Source organism: Streptomyces sp. NPDC012835 (genome assembly GCF_042900885.1).
Lineage (GTDB): Bacteria > Actinomycetota > Actinomycetes > Streptomycetales > Streptomycetaceae > Streptomyces.
Window position 1 is genome coordinate 1,713,349 of the sequence record NZ_JBIBBW010000001.1, and the last position, 19,496, is coordinate 1,732,844.

Below are 19,496 nucleotides of genomic sequence, written 5' to 3' on the forward strand. Positions count from 1 at the left end.
AACACCATGGCTGAGCGCCGCGTCAATGTCGGCTGGGCCGAGGGCCTGCACGCCCGTCCCGCTTCCATCTTCGTCCGCGCCGCCACGGCCGCCGGCGTGCCCGTGACGATCGCGAAGGCCGAGGGCACCCCGGTCAACGCCGCTTCGATGCTCGCCGTGCTCGGTCTGGGCGCGCAGGGCGGCGAGGAGATCGTGCTCGCCTCCGAGGCGGAGGGCGCCGAGGCGGCTCTCGACCGGCTGGCGAAGCTGGTCGCCGAGGGGCTCGACGAGCTGCCCGAGACCGTCTGAGACCTCCGGGCGACCCGCTCGCCCCCGGGTTCCACCACCGCTCCCGTATCCGCCGTCGTCCCGGCGGTGCGGGAGCGGTGGTGCGTCGCGCGCGGTTCCGGGGCGCCGGGCCGTGCCGAGGTCAGTGCCGCCCGCTCCCTTCGGGGCCCGTGTGAGCGGTGCGACCCCTGATACGCGAAGGATCCATTGATACGCGAAGGATCCGTTTCCTCTTCATGTCAGGGATATGACAAGTGGCCAACTCTCTTGTTCTACACGGGTAGTTGCTGCAATCTTGAACCGGCCGGTAGGTGAACATCACACCTCCGGTTTTCGCATGCGCACACCCATGCACTTCCCTGATCGGCGCGCACCCCACCTTGCCGCGCGCCCATTCACCGAGGAGGAACCCCCCGCGATGACAGTCATACGTGACACCAACCGCTCCACCCGGCGCAGATTGGCGACCGCGATCGCGGCGGCCGCCGCCGTCGCGCTGCTCGGCACGGGCGCGGCGCTCCCCGCCCACGCCGCGCCGGCCGAGGGGAAGGTCCTGCACGCCGGGTCCCCCACCGCGGTCAAGGGCAGCTACATCGTCACGCTCAAGGAAGCGGCCGGCTTCTCCGCGGCCTCGGCGGCGGGCAAGGGCCTCGTCTCCGAGTACGGCGGCAAGGTCGCCCGTACGTTCGACGGCGCGCTCAACGGCTACGCGGCCAAGCTCACCGAGACGCAGGCCAAGCGCCTCGCCGCCGACCCGGCGGTCGCCCTGGTCGAGCAGGACCAGAAGGTCCAGATCGACGCGACCCAGTCCAGCGCCCCCTGGGGTCTGGACCGGATCGACCAGGCCGCCCTGCCGCTCAGCGGCACGTACACCTACCCGGACACGGCGGGCTCCGGGGTGACCGCCTACGTCATCGACACCGGCGTGCGCATCACCCACACACAGATCAGCGGCCGGGCCTCGTACGGCTACAACGCGATCACCGGCACCACCTCCGCCAACGACGACCAGGGCCACGGCACCCACGTCGCCACCACGATCGCGGGCAGCACCTACGGCGTGGCCAAGTCGGCCAAGGTCGTGGCGGTCAAGGTGCTCGACAGCAGCGGTTCCGGTACGACCGCCGGCGTGATCGCGGGCATCAACTGGGTCACCAACAACGCCGTCAAGCCTGCCGTCGCCAACATGTCCCTCGGGGGCGGCGCCAGCACCACGCTCGACAACGCGGTCGCCAACTCGATCGCCTCCGGCGTCAGCTACGCGGTCGCGGCGGGCAACAACGGCGCCCTGGCGTCGTCCTACTCGCCGGCCCGGGTCGCCACCGCGATCACCGTGGGCGCCACCACCAGTACGGACGCCAGGGCCAGCTACTCCAACTACGGCCCCGCCGTGAACATCTTCGCGCCCGGCTCGTCCATCCTCGCCGGCTACAACACCAGCGACACGGCCACCGCCACGCTCTCCGGCACCTCGATGGCCACCCCGCACGTGGCGGGCGCCGCCGCCGTCTACCTGGCGGGCCACACCAGCGCCACCCCCGCCGCGGTGCTCAGCGCGCTGACCGGCGGAGCCACCTCCGGCGTGCTCACCGGCGTCGGCACCGGTTCGCCCAACCTGCTGCTGAGGCTCATTTCCTAACAGCGTGACAGCGTGACCGAGCCGTGGTCCACGGAATTCTGTGGACCACGGCTCCTTTTTATCCGCGCAGCGGCAAAGAGAGATCCCCCATGGAATTCATGTCTTTGTATACGGCGTGATTGTTAATGCGGAGCACTCGCGATGTTTACGGCATGTTGCGAAGCCCTCACCTTTTCCCGGCCGCGCTCCGGGCGGCGGAGCCGGTGCGCCGTGGCGGTCCGCTCCGCGTGCAGCGCCGTCAGGGCCCGGGCCCGCTCGGCGTCGCCGCGCGCCACCGCGTCCACGATCGCGCCGTGCTCGGCCCAGGACTCCACGGGGCGGGCGGGCTGCTCGACCACGTACATCCAGGCGATCTTGTGCCGCAGCTGGGTGAGCAGCGCGGTGAGCGCCGGGCTGCCGGACGCCTGGGCGAGGGTCTCGTGGAACCAGGCCCCGAGCGAGCGCAGGTCCTCGCCCTGGCCGCGTCTGGCCCGCTCCTGCCCCAGCCTGACCAGGCCGCGCAGGACCTTGAGATGCGCCTCCGTGCGGCGCTGGGCGGCTCGCGCCGCGCCCAGCGGCTCCAGCAGCAGCCGTACCTCCAGGAGGTCCGCCGCCTCCTGCTCCGAGGGCTCGGCCACACAGGCGCCGACATGGCGGCGCGTGGTCACGAAGCCCTCCGACTCCAGCGTGCGCAGGGCCTCCCGCACCGGGACGCGGGAGACGCCGTAGCGCCGCGCCAGGTGTTCCTCGGTGAGTCTGCTGCCCCGCTCGAACAGACCGGAGACGATGTCGTCGCGAATCGCCGTGCATACCGAGTGCGCGGGAATGCGCATGTCCGAACCTCCGCCTTAATCCGCGCGAAACGCAGCCGATTGACGCCTGTTCCGTGACTCTATTGCAACCAACGCGAATTTCCGAAGGGTGCCCGAAATCCATGGATATCTTTTGGCCAACGGCGGCGGACCGGGGCGGGCGGCCGGTCAGGAGGCGCCCCGCGCCCCGGCCGGGCGACGGCCGGGGCGCGGGGCGCGTCGTCAGACGCTGACGCCGTGCGCGCGCAGATACGCGGCGGGGTCCATGTCGGTGCCGTACTCCTGACCGGTCCTCGCCTCGAAGTGCAGATGCGGGCCGGTGGCGTTGCCGGTGGCGCCCGAGAGGCCGATCCGCTCTCCGGCGGCGACGCTCTGGCCGACCGAGACGGCGATGGAGGAGAGGTGGCCGTACTGGGTGTAGGTGCCGTCGCTCATCCGCAGCACGATGTTGTTGCCGTACGAGCCGCCCCAGCCGGCCTCGACCACGGTGGCCGCGCCGACGGCGACGACGGAAGTGCCGGTGGCGGCGCGGAAGTCGACGCCCGAGTGGCTGCCGGAGGACCACAGCGAGCCGCCGGTGCGGTACCCGGTGGTGATGTACGAGCCCGCGATCGGGAGCCGGAAGGTGTTGAGGCGCTCGCGTTCCGCCGCGCGGGCGGCGCGCTCCCGCTCCGCGCGGATCTCCTTGGCGCGGGCCTCCGCCATGCGCTTGGCCTCCGCCTTCGCGACGGCCTCCGCCTTGATCCTGACGGCCCGGTCGGCGGCGTGGCGCTGGGCCTCGGCCTGGTCGTCGATCACGGCGGGGAGGGATTCGCCGAGGGCGACGGCCTGGCTCAGGCCGGTCTGCGAGGCGGTCTCGGCCCGCGCGTCGGCGGCGAGCGCCGGGGAGGCGGCGAGGGTTCCGATGACCCCTGTGGCGGTGAGTGTCGCGGCGCCGGCGGCGCTCGCGCCCCTGCGGCTCATTCGGCTGCGGGCACGGTGCTTCCCGGTGGCACGGGTGAACGCCATGAGGTGGCTGGTCCTTTCCTTCCCTCTCGCCTACCGGGTTAGCTGACGGGTTCGGAGCAGGAAGGTCTCCTACGGGCCCCTCCGCACGGGCAGAGCCCCGCGAAGGCGGTCCGATTCACCCCAGGGACGGTGGGTCCCCGGCTCCCCTGGGCTCGCGCCTGACGGGGACTCGGCGATGGCTGTCCGATGCCACGGATGCGGCGCAACGGGCGAACAGCCGGACCGACGCTAAGCGGCTGATCTTTCAATCACCAAACGGACAGACTGTTTTGTCACATACACCACAGGACAGACTGCGCCTTCACCAAGGAAGCGGACATAAAGGCGGAACCCCGGCAACCGAGGTCGCCGGGGTTCCAGGAAAGGGCGGATCAGCCGGTGACCACCGTCACTTCGCCGATACCGAGTGCTTCGACCGGCTCCTTGATCTGCGCGGCGTCCCCGACGAGCACCGTGACGAGCCGGTCCACCGGGAAGGCGTTGACGACAGCGGCCGTCGCCTCGACGGTGCCGGTGCTCGCCAGCCGCGCGTACAGCTGGGCCTGGAAGTCGTCCGGGAGGAACTGCTCGACCTGGTCGGCGAGCGTCGCGGCGACGGAGGCGGCCGTCTCGTACTTGAGCGGGGCCACCCCCACCAGGTTCTGCACGGCCACGTCGCGCTCGGCGTCGGTGAGCCCCTCGGCCGCGAGCGTGCGCAGCACCTTCCAGAGGTCCTCCAGCGCGGGCCCGGTCGAAGCGGTATCCACCGAGCCGCTGATGGCGAGCATCGCGGCGCCGGTCGCCCCGCCCGGCGCGTCGGGTGCCGAGGAACGCAGCACCTGGCCGTAGGCCCGTACGCCGTAGGTGTAGCCCTTCTCCTCGCGCAGCACCCGGTCGAGCCGGGAGGTGAGCGTGCCGCCGAGGCAGTAGGTGCCCAGCACCTGGGCGGCCCAGACGCGGTCGTGCCGGTCGGCGCCGATGCGGCCGATCAGCAGCTGGGTCTGGACGGCGCCGGGACGGTCGACGATGACCACCCGGCCGGTGTCGTCCGCGGTGATGGGCGGGACGGGCCGGGACGCGGTGGTGTCGCCGGCCCAGTCGCCGAGGGTGTCGGCGAGGATCCCGTCCAGATCGACGCCGGTGAGGTCGCCGACGATCACCGCGGTGGCCGTGGCGGGGCGTACGTGCGCCTCGTAGAAGGCGCGCACGCTCGCCGCGTCGATGCGCTCCACCGTCTCCTCGGTGCCCTGGCGCGGCCGTGACATGCGCAGGGAGGCGGGGAACAGCTCCTTGGAGAGCTGCTTGGCGGCGCGCCGCCCGGGGTTGGCGCTCTCGTGCGGGATCTCGTCCAGCCGGTTGCGGACGAGCCGCTCCACTTCGCTGTCCGAGAAGGCGGGGGCGCGCAGCGCCTCGGCGAGCAGGCCGAGCGCCTTGGGCAGCCGGGAGACGGGGACCTCCAGGGAGACCCGTACCCCGGGATGGTCGGCGAACGAGTCGAGCGTGGCGCCGCAGCGCTCCAGCTCGGCGGCGAACTCCTCGGCGGTGTGCTTGTCGGTGCCCTCGGAGAGCGCGCGCGCCATGATCGTGGCGACGCCGTCGAGTCCGGCGGGCTCGGCGTCCAGCGGGGCGTCGAGGTTGATCTCGACGGCCACCACCTGCTGGCCGGGGCGGTCGCAGCGCAGCACCGTCAGCCCGTTGCCGAGCGTGGCGCGCCCGGGGGCGGGGAAGGCCCACGGCCTGGCCTCGCCGGCCGTCGGCTGCGGATGGAAGTCCATGGTCACGGCAGCGTCGGTCACTGGTCCGCCCCCTCCTGGTCGTCGGTCTCGTCCTGGTCGGCCGCTTCGGCGGTGTCCTCGGCGGTGAGCGGCTCGTACACCAGTACCGCCCGGTTGTCGGGGCGCAGCCGGGCGGCGGCCACGGCCCGGACCTCGGCCGCGGTGATGTCCAGCACCCGGTCGACGGCGGTCAGGGCCAGCTGCGGATCGCCGAACAGGACGGCGAACCTGCACAGTTCGTCGGCGCGGCCCGCGACCGTGCCGAGCCGGTCCAGCCACTCGCGCTCCAACTGGGCCTGGGCGCGCTCCATCTCCTCGGCGGTCGGGCCCTCGGCGGCGAGCCGGGCCAGTTCCTCGTCGACCGCGGCCTCGATCCGGGGGACCTCGACGCCGCCGGACGTCTTCACGTCCAGCCAGCCGAGCGAGGGGGCGCCCGCCAGCCGCAGCAGCCCGAAGCCCGCGGCGACCGCGGTCCGGTCGCGCCGCACCAGCCGGTTGTGGAGCCGGGAGGACTCCCCGCCGCCGAGCACGGTGAGCGCCAGGTCGGCGGCGTCGCACTCGCGGGTGCCGTCGTGGGGCAGCCGGTAGGCGGCCATCAGCGCGCGCGCCGGGACCTCTTCGCGGATCTCCTCGCGCAGCTCCTCGCCGATGATCTCGGGCAGCGAGCCGTCGCGCGGCGGCTGCTTGCCGTCGTGGGACGGGATCGAGCCGAAGTACTTCTCGATCCAGGCGAGTGTCCGCTCGGGGTCGATGTCGCCAACGACCGACAGCACCGCGTTGTTCGGCGCGTAGTTGGTACGGAAGAACGCGCGGGCGTCGTCCAGCGTCGCGGCGTCCAGATCGGCCATGGAACCGATCGGCGTGTGGTGGTACGGGTGGCCCTCGGGGTACGAGAGTGCGGTCAGTCGTTCGAAGGCCGTACCGTATGGCACATTGTCGTACCGCTGGCGGCGCTCGTTCTTGACGACGTCCCGCTGGTTCTCCATGGACTCTTCGTCGAGCGCGGCGAGCAGCGAGCCCATCCGGTCGGCTTCCAGCCAGAGCGCCAGCTCCAGCTGGTGGGCCGGCATGGTCTCGAAGTAGTTGGTGCGCTCGAAGCTGGTGGTGCCGTTGAGGGAGCCGCCGGCTCCCTGCACCAGTTCGAAGTGGCCGTTCCCCGACACCTGAGCCGAGCCCTGGAACATCAGGTGCTCGAAGAGGTGGGCGAGGCCCGTGCGCCCCTTGACCTCGTGGCGCGAGCCGACGTCGTACCAGAGGCAGACCGCGGCGACCGGGGTCAGGTGGTCCTCGGAGAGCACCACGCGCAAGCCGTTGGCAAGGCGGTGCTCAGTAGCTGTCAGGCCGCCGGAACCGGCCTGCGCTGTGGCCGTGTGACCCATGGGCATGTACGTCCCTTCGATCGCGATATGGAGGAAGTCCTGCCACTGTATGCAAGCGCGCCGACACCTGGCGAAGTTCCCCTGCCGCACATCCCCGACACCCGCGCTAACGACGGGTCGAGGTCGGCGTTGTCAGTGGCGCGGTCCACAATGGTCCGCGTCAGTTCCAGAAGTTGCCGTACAGAACCTGTGAAGGAGCCGCAGCCGCGATGGCCCGCCGCAGCACGAAGACCCCGCCGCCGGAGGACTTCGAGGAGAAGATTCTCGACATCGACGTGGTCGATGAAATGCAGGGCTCCTTCCTCGAATACGCCTACTCGGTGATCTACTCCCGGGCCCTGCCCGACGCCCGGGACGGTATGAAGCCGGTACACCGCCGCATCGTGTACCAGATGAACGAAATGGGCCTGCGCCCCGACCGCGGCTATGTGAAGTGCGCCCGCGTCGTCGGCGAGGTGATGGGCAAACTTCACCCGCACGGGGACGCGTCGATCTACGACGCCCTGGTGCGCATGGCGCAGCCGTTCTCCATGCGGCTGCCGCTCGTCGACGGCCATGGCAACTTCGGCTCGCTCGGCAACGACGACCCGCCGGCCGCGATGCGGTACACCGAGTGCCGGATGGCTGACGCCACGTCACTGATGACCGAGTCGATCGACGAGGACACCGTCGATTTCCAGCCGAATTACGACGGCCAGGAGCGGGAACCGGTCACTCTTCCCGCCGCCTACCCGAATCTGCTGGTCAACGGCGCCTCCGGGATCGCCGTCGGCATGGCGACGAACATGCCGCCGCACAACCTCGGTGAGGTCGTGGCGGCCGCACGCCATCTGATCAAGCACCCGGCCGCCGACCTGGAGACGCTGATGCGTTTCGTGCCGGGACCCGACCTGCCGACCGGCGGCCGGATCGTCGGACTGACCGGCATCAAGGACGCCTACGAGAAGGGCCGGGGCACCTTCAAGATCCGGGCCACGGCGACCGTGGAGAACGTCTCGGCCCGCCGCAAGGGCCTGGTCGTCACGGAGCTGCCGTTCACGGTCGGCCCCGAGAAGGTGATCGCCAAGATCAAGGACCTGGTCTCCGCCAAGAAGCTCCAGGGCATCGCGGACGTCAAGGACCTCACGGACCGCGCCCACGGCCTGCGGCTGGTCATCGAGGTGAAGAACGGCTTCGTGCCCGAGGCCGTTCTCGAACACCTCTACAAGCTGACGCCGATGGAGGAGACCTTCGGCATCAACAATGTCGCGCTGGTGGACGGCCAGCCGCTGACGCTGGGCCTCAAGGAGCTGCTGGAGGTCTATCTCGACCACCGGTTCGACGTGGTGCGCCGGCGCAGCGAGTTCCGCAGGACCAAGCGGCGCGACCGGCTGCATCTGGTCGAGGGGCTGCTCGTCGCGCTCATCGACATCGACGAGGTCATCCGGCTGATCCGCTCCAGCGACAACTCGGCGCAGGCCAAGGAGCGGCTCATGGAGCACTTCTCGCTGAGCGACGTCCAGACGCAGTACATCCTGGACACGCCGCTGCGCCGGCTCACCCGGTTCGACCGGATCGAGCTGGAGGGCGAGCGCGACCGGCTCAACGGCGAGATCGACGAGCTGACCGGGATCCTGGATTCGGATGCCGAGCTGCGCAAGCTGGTCTCGTCCGAACTGGCCGCCGTGTCCAAGAAGTTCAGCACCCCCCGGCGCACCGTACTGCTGGAGTCCGCCTCCTCCTCGGTGGCCTCGGTGCCGCTGGAGGTCGCGGACGATCCGTGCCGGGTGCTGCTCTCCTCCACCGGCCTGCTGGCCCGCACGGCCAACGGCGAACCGCTGGAGGGCGGGGACGGCAAGCGCACCAAGCACGATGTGATCGTGTCCGCGGTGCCCGCGACGGCGCGCGGCGACATCGGCGCGGTGACCTCGGCGGGGCGTCTGCTGCGGATCTCCGTGATCGATCTGCCGCGGCTGCCGGACACGGCGTCGGCGCCCAACCTCTCGGGCGGGGCCGCGGTCACCGAGTTCCTCGCGCTGGAGGGCGACGAGGAGCTGATCTGTCTGACGACGCTGGACGAGTCGTCCCCGGGGCTCGCCCTGGGCACGCTCCAGGGCGTGGTCAAGCGGGTGGTGCCCGACTACCCCTCGAACAAGGACGAGTTGGAGGTCATCTCTCTGAGGGAGGGCGACCGGATCGTCGGCGGTGTCGAGTTGCGGACGGGCGAGGAGGACCTCGTGTTCATCACCTCCGACGCCCAGTTGCTGCGCTACCAGGCCGCTCAGGTGCGGCCGCAGGGCCGGGCGGCCGGCGGTATGACGGGCATCAAGCTGGCCGAGGGGGCCTCGGTGATCTCCTTCACGGCCGTGGATCCGGCGGCCGACGGGGCGGTCTTCACGGTGACCGGTTCGCACGGCACCCTGGACGACTCGGTGCGTACGGCCAAGCTCACGCCGTTCGATCAGTATCCGCGTAAGGGCCGGGCGACCGGCGGGGTGCGCTGTCACCGGTTCCTGAAGGGCGAGGACATGCTCGTCCTGGCCTGGGCGGGGGCGAGCCCGGCCCAGGCCGCGAAGAAGAACGGCACCCCGGTGGACCTGCCGGCGCCCGATCCCCGGCGGGACGGCTCGGGCACGCCGTTCGCCTCGGCGGTCGATGTCGTGGCCGGCCCGCTGCTCTGAGCGGCGGGACCACGGCAGCACCGGGCCGGCCGTGCGCGAGCGACGCGGCCGGCCCGGTCACGGCCCGTCCGGGCCCGGGCCTTCGGGCGCGGGCCCGGACGCCGTCGCGTCGGGCCGGTCGTCCTCGGTGCCGGTGTCGCCCCACGAGTCGGTATCGGGCAGCTCCTCGGGTACGTAGCGCAGGACGCCCCACATGCCGCGGCCGTCCGGATCGGCGGGCCCCGGTGCGGTGTCCTCGCAGGCTTCCAACTCCGCGATCAGGACATCGCCCGGCCGCTGCGAACCGTCGAGGCCCGAGCCGATCAGCACCAGCTGGGTGAGCCGCTCCTCGCCGCGCGGCCAGGGCTCCGGGTGGAAGCGCAGCGAACGGCCGACGGCGTGCAGCGCGTAGCGGTGGTCCGGGTCGGCGGCGCCGAAGTCGACAAATCCCTTGATGCGGTAGAGGCCGGGGGGCCGGGAGTCGAGAAAGGCCATGAGCCGGCGGGGGTCCAGCGGTGCGCGCGCGGTGAACGAGACGGTGTCGTAGGCCGCGTGCAGATGAGCCCCGTGCCCGGTACGACCCTCGTGCCCCGCACACCCCCCGTGGTCGCCGGCGACGCCGTGGTCCTCGTCCCGCGGGTCCTCGTACAGGTCGGCGTACAGATCCTCGAAGGAGAGCTGGCGCGCCTTCTCCTCCTCGTCCGACCGGACGGCGGCGTCGAACAGCAGCTCCGGGTCGACCCGCCCGTAGGAGGCGGAGACCACCGGGGTGCCCGGGCTCAGCTCCTCGACGACGGCGCGGACGCGCCGGTGCTCCGGCTCCCCGACCCGGTCGGTCTTGTTGAGGACCACCAGGTCGGCGAGGGCGACATGCCGGTCCGTCTCCGGGTGGCGTGCGCGGGTGGCGTCGAACTCGGCCGCGTCGACCACCTGGATCAGCCCGCCGTACACGGTGTACGGATTGTCCCCGTTGATGATCATCCTGACGAGTTCCTGGGGCTCGGCCAGTCCGCTCGCCTCGATGACGATGATGTCGATCCGCGCCGAGGGCCGGGTGAGCCGCTCCAGGTAGCCGTCGAGTTCGCTCGCGTCGACCGCGCAGCACAGACAGCCGTTGCCGAGGGAGACCGTCGATCCGACCTGGCCGGCGACCGTCATGGCGTCGATCTCGATGGCGCCGAAGTCATTGACGACCACGGCGATCCGGTTGCCGGCGCGGCGGCGCAGCAGATGGTTGAGCAACGTCGTCTTGCCCGATCCCAGAAATCCCGTCAGCACGACCACCGGGATCCGTTTCCTGCTCAAGAGTGCCGCCTCCGTGCCCCATCGGTCCGTACGGGTCCCGCGCTCAGCGGGCGGGCACCGGCTGCGGCGGGGGCGGTCCCGTGTAGCGGGCCGCCGGGCGGATGATCTTGGAGTCCTCCGCCTGCTCCAGGATATTGGCGCTCCAGCCGACGACCCGGGCGGCGGCGAAGGTCGGGGTGAACATCGCCCGGGGCAGTCCGCACAGCTCCATCACCACCCCGGCGTAGAACTCGACGTTGGTGTGCAGCTCCCGGCCGGGCTTCAGCTCGGCGAGGATCGCCTCGACCCGCGCCTCGACCTGGAAGGCGAAGTCGACCAGGGGGCCGCCGAATTCCTCGGCGATCCCGCGCAGCATGCGGGAGCGCGGGTCCTCGGTGCGGTAGACGGGGTGCCCGAAACCCATGATCCGGTCGCCCGCCAGGACGCGCTCCCTGATCCACGGGTCGATGCGGTCGGCGGTCCCGATGGCGTCGAGGGTGTCGAGGGCCCGGCTCGGCGCCCCGCCGTGCAGCGGCCCGGAGAGCGCCCCGACCGCGCCGACGAGGCAGGCGGCGAGATCGGCGCCGGTGGAGGCGATCACCCGGGCGGTGAAGGTGGAGGCGTTGAAGCCGTGGTCGACGGTGGAGACGAGGTAGCGCTCGACGGCCCTGGCCCGCGCGGGGTCCGGCTCCTCGCCGGTGAGCATGTGGAGGTAGTTGGCGGCGTACGGCAGATCGTCGCGCGGCTCGACCGGCTCCAGCCCGCGGCCGAGCCGGTACAGCGCGGTCAGCAGCGTGGGTACGGCGGCACAGGCGGCGAGCGCGTCCGTGCGGCGGTGATCCGCGTCGATGTCGTACAGCGGACGCAGTCCCGCCGAGGCGCCGAGCAGGGAGAGCGCGGTCCGCAGTCCGGCCAGCGGGCCCGATCCCGCGCAGGCCCGGGCGATGGCGGGCAGCGCGGCGGCGACGTCCTCGGGCAGCCGGCGCAGGGCGGCCGTCCGTGCCGTGAACGCGGCGAGGCGGGCCGTGTCCGGCAGCTCCCCGTAGAACATCAGGTGCCAGACGTCCTCGAATCCGCGGCTGTGCGCCAGCTCGACGGCGGAGTACTGGCGGTAGTGGTAGAAGCCCTCGCGGCCCCGGACGTCCCCGAGCGCGGTGTCGGTGACGACGACGCCCGCGAGTCCGCGCGGCACGTCGAGGGGGCGGGGGGTGGTCCCGTTGATCGGCATGATTCCTCCTTGGGCTTGATTCGACTGTCCATGCTTGACTCGATCAGTGTCAATATTGATTGAATCAATACATGTACGGTGAGAGCATGGATGACGGACGGCGACTCACCACCCGGCAGGTGGCCGAGCGGCTCGGGGTGAAGCCGGAGACGGTGTACGCGTATGTCAGCCGGGGGCAGCTCACCAGCCGCCGTGACCCGACCGGACGCGGCAGCACCTTCGACGCCTCGGAGGTCGACGCACTGGTCCGCAGGAACGGGCGCGGCCCCTCGGCCGGCGGCGAGGGGCTCCAGCGCATCAGGACCGGCGTCACGCTGATCGACACCGACCGGTACTACTACCGGGGAGTCGACGCCACGGAACTGGCGGGCCGGCTGCGTTACGAGGAGATCGCCGACTGGCTCTGGACGGGCACCCTGCGGCCGGGGATCCGGTTCACCGCCCCCGCCGAGGCGCTCGCCGCCGCCCGGCACGCGGTCGCGGCGCTTCCCCCGTACAGCGGCTCGACGGACCGGCTCCGGGTGGCCGCGATCGCGGCGGCGGTCGCCGATCCGCTGCGCTTCGACCTCTCCGCCGACGCCGTGCTGGCCACCGCCCGTACGCTCATCCCCACCCTGGTCGACGCGCTTCCCGCGCGGGGACGGCCGCAGGGCGGGGACGCCCGGCTGGCCGGGCGGCTGTGGCCGAGGCTGACGGAACAGCCCGCCGGTGAAGCGGGCGTACGCGCCCTGGACATGGCGCTCTCCCTGCTCATCGACCACGATCTGGCGGCGTCGACCCTCGCCGTGCGGGTCGCGGCGAGCGCCCGCGCCCATCCGTACGCCGTGGTCTCCGCCGGACTCGGCGCGCTCGACGGACCGCTGCACGGCGCGGCCAGCGGGCTGGCCCACCGGATGCTCACCGAGGTCCTGGAGCGGGGCAGCGCCGCGGCCGTGGTGGCGGACCATCTGCGCGCGGGCCGCCCGGTGCCGGGGCTCGGCCACCGTCTCTACCCGGGCCGTGACCCGCGCGCCGAGGCGCTGTTCGGCGCGTTGAGCGGGCTGCCCGGCGCGGGTCCCGTGCTGGCGGCGGCGCGTGAGGTGGAGGCGACCACCGCGCGTCATGTGAAGCTGCACGCCAATGTCGATCTGGCGCTCGCGGTGCTGTCGGTGACCGCCGGAATGCCCGCGGAGGCGGGCGAGACGGTCTTCGCCGTGGCCCGCACCGCGGGGTGGATCGCGCACGCGCTGGAGGAGTACGCGGAGCAGCCGCTGCGGATGCGTCCCAGCGGGCAGTACAACGGGCCCCGGCCGCCCAGGGATCTGCCCTGAGCGGCCGGGACCCGCGGCGGATCAGCCGCGCAGCCAGACGGCCGTGTCCTGCGGGAGCCGTCCGTCCGCCAGTGGGCCGCTGGTGAGCAGCACCTCCGTGTGCGCGGGCAGCGGGGCGGGCGCCGCCGACAGGTTGACCACGCAGATCACGGCGCCCGCCGGGCCCTCCCCCGCCGCGCCGTCGCGGGCGAACGCCAGCACTCCGGGGGCCGACTCCAGCCAGCGCATCGGCCCGTCCCCGAACCCCGGCCCGGTGCGCCGCAGCCGCAGTGCCTCGCGGTAGAGGGTGAGCAGGGAACCGGGGTCGGCCGCCTGGAGGTCGGCGGCGTACGAGGACCACGACTCCGGCTGCGGCAGCCACGGTTCCACCGCCGAGCCGAACCCCGCGTACGGCGCGCGCGCCTCCCACGGCAGCGGCACCCGGCAGCCGTCGCGTCCCGGGTCCTTGCCGCCGGACCGCCGGTGCATCGGGTCCTGGATGCGGTCCAGCGGAACGTCGGCCTCCGGCAGGCCCAGTTCCTCGCCCTGGTAGAGGTAGACGGCGCCGGGCAGGGCCAGCGACAGGAGTGCGGCGGCGCGCGCCCTGCGGGTGCCGAGACGGAGGTCCGTCGGGGTGCCGAACTCCTTGGCCGCGAAGTCGAACCCGGTCTCCTCGCGCCCGTACCGGGTGACCGTACGGGTCACGTCGTGGTTGCAGAGCACCCAGGTGGCGGGCGCCCCGACCGGCGCGTGTTCCGCGAGCGTCTCCTCGATGGCGGCCCGCAGCCGGCCGGCGTCCCAGGGACACGACAGGAAGGTGAAGTTGAACGCGGTGTGCAGCTCGTCGGGGCGCAGATAGCGCACGAAGCGCTCGGTGTCGGGCAGCCACACCTCGCCGACGAAGACGGCGTCGTAGGCGTCGGCGATGGCGCGCCAGGAGCGGTAGATCTCGTGCAGTTCGTCGAGGTCGACATACGGATGCGGGTCGCGGCCCGCCGTGAAGTCCGGCAGGGCCGGGTCCTTGGCGAGAAGCGCGGCCGAGTCGATCCGTACGCCAGCGACCCCCCGCTCGAACCAGAAGCGCAGCACGTCCTCGTGTTCCCTGCGCACCGCGGGGTGGGCCCAGTTGAGGTCGGGCTGCTCGGCGGCGAAGAGATGCAGATACCACTCGCCGTCGGCCAGCCGCGTCCACGGCGTTCCCCCGAACTCGGAGACCCAGTCGTTGGGCGGGATCTCGCCGTGCTCGCCGCGCCCGGTCCTGAAGTGGAACAGGGCGCGCTCCGGGGAACCGGGGCCGGCCGCGAGTGCGGCCCTGAACCAGGCGTGCTGGTCGGAGACATGGTTCGGTACGACATCGATGATCGTACGGATGCCCAGCTCACGCGCCTCGGCGATGAGCTTCTCGGCCTCCGCGAGTGTGCCGAAGGCCGGGTCGATGGTGCGGTAGTCCGCCACGTCGTAGCCGCCGTCGGCGAGGGGTGAGAGGTACCAGGGGGTGAACCAGAGCGCGTCGACGCCCAGTTCCACGAGATACGGCAGCTTGGCCCGCACGCCCGCGAGATCCCCGGTGCCGTCGCCGTCGCCGTCGGCGAAGCTGCGCACGTAGATCTGGTAGATGGCGGCATCCCGCCACCAGCGGGTGTCGGCGGTCTCCAGCGGGCTGCCTTCCATGCGGCGTTCCTTTCGAGGGGGGTGGGGGTGCGGTTCAGCCCTTGGTGCTGCCGGCGCTGATCCCGGCGATGATGTGCCGCTGGAACACCAGGAACATCAGCACCATCGGGATACTGGCGATCACCATGGCGGCGATCAGTACCGAGAGGGGGATGTTCTGGGAGAGCTGGACGAGCGCCACGCTGATGGGCTGCTTGTCGGTGTCCGAGAAGACCATCAGCGGCCAGAGGAAGTCCTGCCAGACGGCGACCAGCGCGAAGATCGACACGACGCCGAGCACCGGCCGGGACATGGGCAGCAGGATCGACCAGAGCGTACGGAGCCGGCCCGCTCCGTCGATCTCGGCGGCCTCCAGCAGTTCGCGCGGGATCCGGTCGAAGAAGCGTTTGAGCAGGTAGAGGTTGAAGGCGTTGGCGACGGCGGGCAGCCAGATGCCCAGCGGGTCGTTGAGCAGACTGGTGTGGATCAGCGGCAGATCGGCGATGGTCAGGTACTTCGGTACGAGCAGCGCCTGGGCCGGGACCATCAGGGTGGCGAGGATGCCGCCCATGATCACCTTGCCGAACGCCGGCCTCAGCTTCGACAGGGCGTAGGCCGCCCCCGTGCAGAGGACGAGCTGGAGGATCCAGGCGCCCGCGGCCTGCACCACCGTGTTCCACAGGTGCGTGGGGAGCTGCATCAGATCCCAGGCGTCGGCGTACGCGGTGAGATGCCAGGTGTCGGGGACCAGCGTCGGCGGGGTCCGCACCAGTTCGTCGGGCGACTTCATGGCGCCGGAGGCCATCCAGTACACCGGGAAGAGGAAGGCCAGCGCGAAGGCGAGGACGACACCGGTGAAGACGGTCCAGTAGATCGCCTTCCCCCGGGGAGTGGCCAGGGCCGGTGGGGAGACGAGGGTGCGTGTGCCCTGGCCGGGTTCGGCTCGGGTCATGGTGGCGCGGGCTCCTCTCAGTCGTCGGTGCGGGTGAGCCGCAGGTAGAGGGCGGAGAAGAGGCTGAGCACGATCAGCAGCATCACGCTCAGGGCGCACGCGCCGCCGAAGTCGTTGTAGAGGAAGGCGTACTTGTAGATGAGGTAGAGGACCGTGACGGTGGAGTTCTCCGGTCCGCCGCCGGTGATCACGAAGGGCTCGGTGAACACCTGCATGGTGGCGATGATCTGGAGGAGCATCAGCATCAGGATGATGAAGCGGGTCTGCGGGACGGTGACATGGCGTACCCGCTGCCAGATGTTGGCGCCGTCCAGCTCGGCCGCTTCGTACAGCTCCCCCGGAATCCCCTGGAGCGCGGCCAGGTAGATGAGGACCGTGCCGCCCATGTTCGCCCAGGTCGCCACGATGACCAGCGAGAGAAGCGCGGTGTCGGCGCCGTTGGTCCAGTTCGACGTGGGCAGGTGGAGGAAGCGCAGCGACTCGTTGGCGAGACCGGCGCCCGGATCGTAGAACCACTTCCACAGCAGGGCGCTGACGACCGGCGGGATCATCACCGGGAGGTAGACGACCACCCGGAAGAAGGACTTCGCGTGGCGCAGCTCGTTGAGGACGAGCGCCATCAGGAACGGTACGGCGAAGCCGAGGAGCAGGGCGATCACGGTGAAGGTGAGCGTGTTGCGCCAGGCGGCGCCGAACTCCGGATCGTGCAGGACCTGGGTGAAGTTGGCCGTGCCCACCCACTCGGGGGCCGCTCCCGGCGTGTACTTCTGGAAGGCGATGATCACCGCGCGGATCGCCGGGTACCAGGAGAACAGCGCGAAGCAGATCAGCCCGCCGGCCAGGAAGCCGTAGGCGCGCACCTGGTGCGAGAGCGCGCGGCGCACGGCGCCGGGGGTGCCGCTCCGGGACGGCCGGGGTCCGGGAGCGGGTGGCGGTGCGGCGGCGGGCCGCCGGGGAGCCTGGGCAGTCGTCATGAGTGCGTCAGCCCCGCGCCAGGATTCCGTCGATCTTCGTCTGGGCTTCCTTCAGGAGCTTGTCGATGTCGGCGTCCTTCCTGGTGAGGACCGCTGACACGGCGCCGTCGAGGACGGAGTAGATCTGCTGGGCCTTCGGCGGCTCCAGCTTCGCCGTGAGCTGCTGGCTGCCGTCCAGGAACGCCTGGTAGTTCCCGACCGGGACGTTGGCGTGGAGCTTCTTCAGCTTCTGGTCCTCGGCGTCGGTGGCGCCGGTCCACAGCCGGGGCTCGGGGAGGCCGACGGGGGCCTTGAGGTCGGCGGCGCGCTTCCAGTCGTTGAGTCCCGAGCCCGGGGTGTTGGTCTCGAACGCCAGCCACTTCAGGCCGGCCCTGATCTGCGCGGGGGACGCCTTCTTGCTGAACATGTAGCCGTCGCCACCGATGAGCGTGCCCTTGCCGCCGGGCATCGGGGCGAGGCCGAGGTCCTCGTAGCGACCGCCCTTCTCCTTGACCAGGATCGGGACGTTGTCCGGGGCGGAGAGGTACATGCCGAGCTTGCCGGAGCCCATCATCTGCTGGACGTCGTTGAGGATGAGGAGCTGCTTGCTGCCCATGGAGTCGTCGTTCCAGCGCATGTCCTTGAGGTTCTGGAGAACGGCCCTGCCCTCGGGGCTGTCGACCTTCGCCGTCCTGCCGTCCTCCGCGACGACGTCACCGCCCTGGGAGTACATCTCGGCGGTGAAGTGCCAGCCGCCCTGGTTCTGGGCGCTGTAGTCGGCGTAGCCGACGTACCCCTTGCCCAGGCCCGCGATCTTCTTGGCGGCGGCGCGGACCTCCTCCCAGGTGGCCGGGGGGCTGTCGGGGTCGAGTCCGGCCTGCTGGAAGAGTTTCTTGTTGTAGAGCAGGCCCATCGAGTAGTTGGTACGCGGTATGCCGTAGATCTTGCCGTCGACGGTGTAGACGTCGCGCAGCGACTGCTGGATGTCGCCGTAGCCCTTCATGTCCTTCACGTACGACGTGATGTCGGCCGCCTGATTGATGTCGACGACGTGTCCGGCGTCGGTGAAGTACGTGTAGAAGACGTCTTCCATCTGGCCGCCGGCGAGCTTCGCGTCGAAGGTCTTGGGGTCCTGGCAGGGGAAGGCGTCGCGGCCCACGACGTCGATGTCCGGGTTGGCCTTCTCGAACGCCTTCATGTCGTCCTCGAAGCTCTGCCGGTCGATCTTCGCGCTCTTGGGCGGCATGCAGTTGACCGTGATGCGCGTCTTGCCCCCGGCCGAGCTGTCGTCGTCCGAGCCGCAGGCGGCCAGTCCGGTCAGGGCGAGAACGGTGGCTATGGCAGTGGTGCAGGTACGGCGGAACCCGGAACTACTCATCGCTGGGACCCCTCTTGGGCAGGAGCGCGGGAAACCCCCACAGCCGCTCGCTGTGTGGCGGCGCTCACTCAACCACTAACAACAGGTGTCCGCAATATGTCGCTCCAATTTCGCAAATACTTGACAGTGCGTCGCACGGGTTGATTCGCTCACACGCAACTCGTCCGTCAAACCGAAAACCGGCCCCGCACGCGCGGGCGTGCGGGGCCGGTGGGCGGGTGGCGGGCAGAGCCCCGGCGCCGGGGCTCACCCGACGCGGGTACGGCGGTCAGTCGCGCGGCGCCGGTCCCGTGGAGCCGCGCACCACCAGCTCCGGTTCGAACAGCAGCTCACCGGGGGGCACCGCGCCGCCCTGGATCTGGGCGGTGAGCATCTCCACGGCCGCCCGGCCCATCGCCTCGATGGGCTGCCGGACCGTCGTCAAAGGGGGCTCGGTGCAGTTCATGAAGGCGGAGTCGTCGAAGCCGACGACCGAGACAGCGCCGGGCACCGCGAGACCGCGCCGGCGCGCCGCCCGTACCGCCCCCAGCGCCAGCGGGTCGCTCGCGCAGATGATGCCCGTCACGCCCCGGTCGAGCAGCCGGGTGGCCGCCGCCTGGCCGCCCTCCAGCGAGAACATGGTCCGCTCGATGCGGTCGTCGGGCAGGCTCGCACCCGCCGCGGCCGCCGCGGCCCGCGCGGCGGCCAGCTTGCGCCGGGACGGTACGTGATCGGCCGGACCGAGCACCAGCCCGACGCGCTCGTGGCCGAGCGAGACCAGGTGGCGCCACGCCTGCTCGACCGCCACGGCGTCGTCGCAGGAGATGCACGGGAAGTCGAGGTTCTCGATCGGCGCGTTGATCAGCACGACCGGGATCCGGCGCTCGGCAAGCAGCCGGTAGTGGTCGTGCGGGGCGTCCGCCTGCGCGAAGAGTCCGCCGGCGAAGACCACCCCGGACACCTGCTGCTGGAGCAGCAGTTCCACATAGTCCGCCTCGGAGACGCCGCCCTTGGTCTGGGTGCAGAGCACGGGGGTGAGGCCCTGCTGCGCCAGCGCGCCCCCGATGACCTCGGCGAACGCGGGAAAGATGGGGTTCTGCAACTCCGGCAGGACCAGACCGACGAGCCGGGCGCGCTCACCGCGCAGCTGAGTGGGGCGCTCGTAGCCGAGGACGTCGAGCGCGGTCAGCACGGACTGCCGGGTGGCCTGCGAGACCCCCGGCTTACCGTTGAGCACCCGGCTCACCGTGGCTTCGCTGACCCCAACCTTCTTCGCCACCTGAGCAAGTCGTCGCGTCATACACGC

At 71.2% G+C, this 19,496-nt stretch carries 15 protein-coding genes and 1 riboswitch; of the genes, 4 read left to right on the forward strand and 11 right to left on the reverse strand.

The features are described 5' to 3' along the window. The first annotated feature begins 6 nt into the window (after nt 1-6). Together ACFY6S_RS07020 and ACFY6S_RS07025 are read left to right on the forward strand one after the other, a co-directional pair. The gene (locus tag ACFY6S_RS07020) at nt 7-288 is read left to right on the forward strand and encodes an HPr family phosphocarrier protein (RefSeq protein ID WP_388823684.1); all 282 of its coding nucleotides are present in this window, start codon (nt 7-9) and stop codon (nt 286-288) included. Between the two features lie 397 nt (nt 289-685). Beyond that, nucleotides 686-1,906: a S8 family peptidase gene (locus tag ACFY6S_RS07025; RefSeq protein ID WP_388823686.1), complete on the forward strand. Its 1,221-nt coding sequence runs from the start codon at nt 686-688 to the stop codon at nt 1,904-1,906. A 122-nt stretch (nt 1,907-2,028) separates the two neighbouring features. Here ACFY6S_RS07025 and ACFY6S_RS07030 read toward each other — a convergent pair whose 3' ends face one another. From ACFY6S_RS07030 to ACFY6S_RS07045, 4 genes are all read right to left on the reverse strand, one after another. Beyond that, nucleotides 2,029-2,718, reverse strand: coding sequence for a GntR family transcriptional regulator (locus ACFY6S_RS07030; RefSeq protein WP_388823688.1), 690 nt, complete (start codon nt 2,716-2,718; stop codon nt 2,029-2,031). A 201-nt stretch (nt 2,719-2,919) separates the two neighbouring features. Then, nucleotides 2,920-3,705 (reverse strand): M23 family metallopeptidase, encoded by a 786-nt coding sequence (locus tag ACFY6S_RS07035; RefSeq protein WP_388823690.1) that lies wholly within the window; start codon nt 3,703-3,705, stop codon nt 2,920-2,922. A gap of 12 nt (nt 3,706-3,717) precedes the next feature. Then, nucleotides 3,718-3,890: riboswitch (cyclic di-AMP (ydaO/yuaA leader) on the reverse strand. Nucleotides 3,891-4,076: 186 nt separating this feature from the next. Then, the gene (locus ACFY6S_RS07040) at nt 4,077-5,459 is read right to left on the reverse strand and encodes a M16 family metallopeptidase (RefSeq protein WP_388823898.1); all 1,383 of its coding nucleotides are present in this window, start codon (nt 5,457-5,459) and stop codon (nt 4,077-4,079) included. A 17-nt stretch (nt 5,460-5,476) separates the two neighbouring features. Next, nucleotides 5,477-6,838, reverse strand: coding sequence for a M16 family metallopeptidase (locus ACFY6S_RS07045; RefSeq protein WP_388823900.1), 1,362 nt, complete (start codon nt 6,836-6,838; stop codon nt 5,477-5,479). Between the two features lie 209 nt (nt 6,839-7,047). Between ACFY6S_RS07045 and ACFY6S_RS07050 the strand changes: the two genes are divergently transcribed. Then, nucleotides 7,048-9,498 carry a DNA topoisomerase (ATP-hydrolyzing) subunit A gene (locus ACFY6S_RS07050; protein WP_388823692.1) on the forward strand — a complete coding sequence of 817 codons (2,451 nt, stop codon included), beginning with the start codon at nt 7,048-7,050 and terminating at the stop codon, nt 9,496-9,498. 57 nt (nt 9,499-9,555) lie between these two features. Here the strand turns inward: ACFY6S_RS07050 and ACFY6S_RS07055 are convergent, their stop codons facing one another. Further along, nucleotides 9,556-10,782, reverse strand: a complete 1,227-nt coding sequence (locus tag ACFY6S_RS07055; RefSeq protein WP_388823694.1) for a CobW family GTP-binding protein — start codon at nt 10,780-10,782, stop codon at nt 9,556-9,558. Nucleotides 10,783-10,825: 43 nt separating this feature from the next. Then, the gene (locus ACFY6S_RS07060) at nt 10,826-11,989 is read right to left on the reverse strand and encodes a citrate synthase (RefSeq protein ID WP_388823696.1); all 1,164 of its coding nucleotides are present in this window, start codon (nt 11,987-11,989) and stop codon (nt 10,826-10,828) included. A gap of 86 nt (nt 11,990-12,075) precedes the next feature. Between ACFY6S_RS07060 and ACFY6S_RS07065 the strand changes: the two genes are divergently transcribed. Next, nucleotides 12,076-13,299 (forward strand): citrate/2-methylcitrate synthase, encoded by a 1,224-nt coding sequence (locus ACFY6S_RS07065; RefSeq protein WP_388823698.1) that lies wholly within the window; start codon nt 12,076-12,078, stop codon nt 13,297-13,299. Nucleotides 13,300-13,320: 21 nt separating this feature from the next. On the opposite strand, the gene ACFY6S_RS07070 is transcribed toward ACFY6S_RS07065, so the two are convergent. From ACFY6S_RS07070 to ACFY6S_RS07090, 5 genes are all read right to left on the reverse strand, one after another. After that, the gene (locus tag ACFY6S_RS07070; protein ID WP_388823700.1) at nt 13,321-14,949 is read right to left on the reverse strand and encodes a glycoside hydrolase family 13 protein; all 1,629 of its coding nucleotides are present in this window, start codon (nt 14,947-14,949) and stop codon (nt 13,321-13,323) included. Between the two features lie 34 nt (nt 14,950-14,983). Beyond that, complete coding sequence (locus ACFY6S_RS07075) at nt 14,984-15,880, reverse strand: carbohydrate ABC transporter permease (RefSeq protein ID WP_388823702.1); 897 nt, start codon at nt 15,878-15,880, stop codon at nt 14,984-14,986. Nucleotides 15,881-15,897: 17 nt separating this feature from the next. Further along, nucleotides 15,898-16,854 carry a carbohydrate ABC transporter permease gene (locus ACFY6S_RS07080; RefSeq protein ID WP_388823704.1) on the reverse strand — a complete coding sequence of 319 codons (957 nt, stop codon included), beginning with the start codon at nt 16,852-16,854 and terminating at the stop codon, nt 15,898-15,900. A gap of 7 nt (nt 16,855-16,861) precedes the next feature. Next, nucleotides 16,862-18,211, reverse strand: a complete 1,350-nt coding sequence (locus ACFY6S_RS07085; RefSeq protein WP_388823706.1) for an ABC transporter substrate-binding protein — start codon at nt 18,209-18,211, stop codon at nt 16,862-16,864. Nucleotides 18,212-18,479: 268 nt separating this feature from the next. Then, a complete protein-coding gene (locus tag ACFY6S_RS07090) occupies nt 18,480-19,490 on the reverse strand; it encodes a LacI family DNA-binding transcriptional regulator (protein ID WP_388823708.1) in 1,011 nt (336 codons plus the stop codon). Nucleotides 19,491-19,496 lie beyond the last annotated feature (6 nt).

What these genes read in the sequence shown, in the direction of transcription:
- ACFY6S_RS07085 (WP_388823706.1), bottom strand. Translation starts at nt 18,211, where the DNA reads ATGAGTAGTTCCGGGTTCCGCCGTACCTGCACCACTGCCATAGCCACC.
- ACFY6S_RS07040 (WP_388823898.1), bottom strand. Translation starts at nt 5,459, where the DNA reads ATGGACTTCCATCCGCAGCCGACGGCCGGCGAGGCCAGGCCGTGGGCC.
- ACFY6S_RS07080 (WP_388823704.1), bottom strand. Translation starts at nt 16,854, where the DNA reads ATGACGACTGCCCAGGCTCCCCGGCGGCCCGCCGCCGCACCGCCACCC.
- ACFY6S_RS07070 (WP_388823700.1), bottom strand. Translation starts at nt 14,949, where the DNA reads ATGGAAGGCAGCCCGCTGGAGACCGCCGACACCCGCTGGTGGCGGGAT.
- ACFY6S_RS07035 (WP_388823690.1), bottom strand. Translation starts at nt 3,705, where the DNA reads ATGGCGTTCACCCGTGCCACCGGGAAGCACCGTGCCCGCAGCCGAATG.
- ACFY6S_RS07090 (WP_388823708.1), bottom strand. Translation starts at nt 19,490, where the DNA reads ATGACGCGACGACTTGCTCAGGTGGCGAAGAAGGTTGGGGTCAGCGAA.
- ACFY6S_RS07030 (WP_388823688.1), bottom strand. Translation starts at nt 2,718, where the DNA reads ATGCGCATTCCCGCGCACTCGGTATGCACGGCGATTCGCGACGACATC.
- ACFY6S_RS07065 (WP_388823698.1), top strand. Translation starts at nt 12,076, where the DNA reads ATGGATGACGGACGGCGACTCACCACCCGGCAGGTGGCCGAGCGGCTC.
- ACFY6S_RS07075 (WP_388823702.1), bottom strand. Translation starts at nt 15,880, where the DNA reads ATGACCCGAGCCGAACCCGGCCAGGGCACACGCACCCTCGTCTCCCCA.
- ACFY6S_RS07020 (WP_388823684.1), top strand. Translation starts at nt 7, where the DNA reads ATGGCTGAGCGCCGCGTCAATGTCGGCTGGGCCGAGGGCCTGCACGCC.
- ACFY6S_RS07060 (WP_388823696.1), bottom strand. Translation starts at nt 11,989, where the DNA reads ATGCCGATCAACGGGACCACCCCCCGCCCCCTCGACGTGCCGCGCGGA.
- ACFY6S_RS07045 (WP_388823900.1), bottom strand. Translation starts at nt 6,838, where the DNA reads ATGGGTCACACGGCCACAGCGCAGGCCGGTTCCGGCGGCCTGACAGCT.
- ACFY6S_RS07050 (WP_388823692.1), top strand. Translation starts at nt 7,048, where the DNA reads ATGGCCCGCCGCAGCACGAAGACCCCGCCGCCGGAGGACTTCGAGGAG.
- ACFY6S_RS07025 (WP_388823686.1), top strand. Translation starts at nt 686, where the DNA reads ATGACAGTCATACGTGACACCAACCGCTCCACCCGGCGCAGATTGGCG.